At 67.7% G+C, this 1,456-nt stretch carries 1 protein-coding gene; it reads left to right on the forward strand.

What is annotated here, in order from left to right; translation table 11 throughout:
• The first annotated feature begins 48 nt into the window (after positions 1-48).
• A complete protein-coding gene (locus AB0G14_RS35695) occupies positions 49-1,449 on the forward strand; it encodes an IS30 family transposase (RefSeq protein ID WP_357705224.1) in 1,401 nt (466 codons plus the stop codon).
• The last annotated feature ends 7 nt before the right edge of the window (positions 1,450-1,456 follow it).

Here is a 1,456-nt window from a genome sequence, read left to right on the forward strand (position 1 = left end):
GGGCGGATTCAACCGGTCGTCGCAACACCTTGTCGGAGAGGTGAAGCGATGGGTGTTCAGCCGGGGCAGAAGCGGGTTCGGGAGTATCGGGGTCAGATTCCTTCGCCGGGGCGACCGACGGTGGCGTGGCGTGAGGACCGGGTCAAGTTCTGGGCTGCGATCCGATCCGGTGTGATGACCGAGGACGCGGCTGCGGAGGCGGGTGTGTCGTCGCCGGTGGGGTTCCGGTGGTTCCGGCACGCTGGCGGCGTGAATCCTGCGTTGCCGCCGACGGTGTCGGGCCGCTATCTGTCGTTCAGCGAACGAGAGGAGATCGCTCTGTCGCGGGCGCAGGGCATGGGCGTTCGTGCGATCGCACGTCGGCTCGGCCGTGACCCGTCGACGATCTCGCGGGAGTTGCGGCGTAACGCGTCGACCAGGACGTACCGGTTGGACTACAAGGCCTCGACCGCGCAGTGGCATGCGGAGCGTCGAGCCCGCCGGCCGAAGACCGCGAAGCTGCTGGCCAATGACCGGCTCCGAGAGTACGTCCAGCAACGGCTTGCGGGTGCGATCCGGACAACGGACGGCCGCCCGGTCGCTGGGCCGCAAGGCCCACAGTGGAAGGGCCGGAACAAGCCCCACCGGGGCGATCGGGCATGGACTACCGGGTGGAGCCCGGAGCAGATCTCCCGCAGGCTCAGGGAAGAGTTCCCGGAGGATGAGTCCATGCGCATCAGCCACGAGGCGATCTACCAGGCGCTCTATGTCCAGAGCCGCGGCGCCCTCAAGCGCGAACTCGTCACCTGCTTGCGGACCGGTCGGGCGCTTCGTGTTCCCCGGGCGCGTGCGAAGCAACGCGCGTGGGCGCACGTCACCAGCGGCACGCTGATCAGTAAACGGCCCGCCGAGGTCGCGGACCGTGCCGTCCCCGGGCACTGGGAAGGAGATCTGATCATCGGGTTGCAGCGCTCCGCGATCGGGACACTTGTCGAGCGGACCACGAGGTTCACGATGCTGATCCACCTGCCTCGTGAGGCCGGCTGGGGTGTGATCCCGCGGACGAAGAACGGCCCCGCTCTCGCCGGCTACGGGGCCATCACGATGAGCAAAGCCCTCGCCGAGACGATCACCCAACTGCCCGAGCAACTGCGCAGATCGCTGACGTGGGACCGCGGCAAGGAGCTGTCTGCGCACGCACGCTTCACGGTCGAAACGGGCGTCCCGGTGTTCTTCGCCGACCCGCACAGCCCTTGGCAACGCGGCACCAACGAGAACACCAACGGGCTGCTGCGGCAGTACTTCCCGAAAGGCACCGACCTGTCCCGGTGGAGCGCCGACGAGATCAACGCTGTCGCCCACGCGCTCAACAGCCGGCCACGGAAAACCCTCGGCTGGAAGACACCCGCCGAAGCCCTCGACGAACACCTACAATCGCTCCAACAACCCGGTGTTGCGACCACCGGTTGAATCCGCC

Source organism: Micromonospora sp. NPDC023814, from assembly GCF_040639595.1.
In the GTDB taxonomy this organism is placed as follows: Bacteria; Actinomycetota; Actinomycetes; order Mycobacteriales; family Micromonosporaceae; genus Micromonospora.

Bases quoted from the DNA above. Each gene is read 5' to 3' on its own strand.
- AB0G14_RS35695 (WP_357705224.1), top strand. From the start codon at position 49: ATGGGTGTTCAGCCGGGGCAGAAGCGGGTTCGGGAGTATCGGGGTCAG.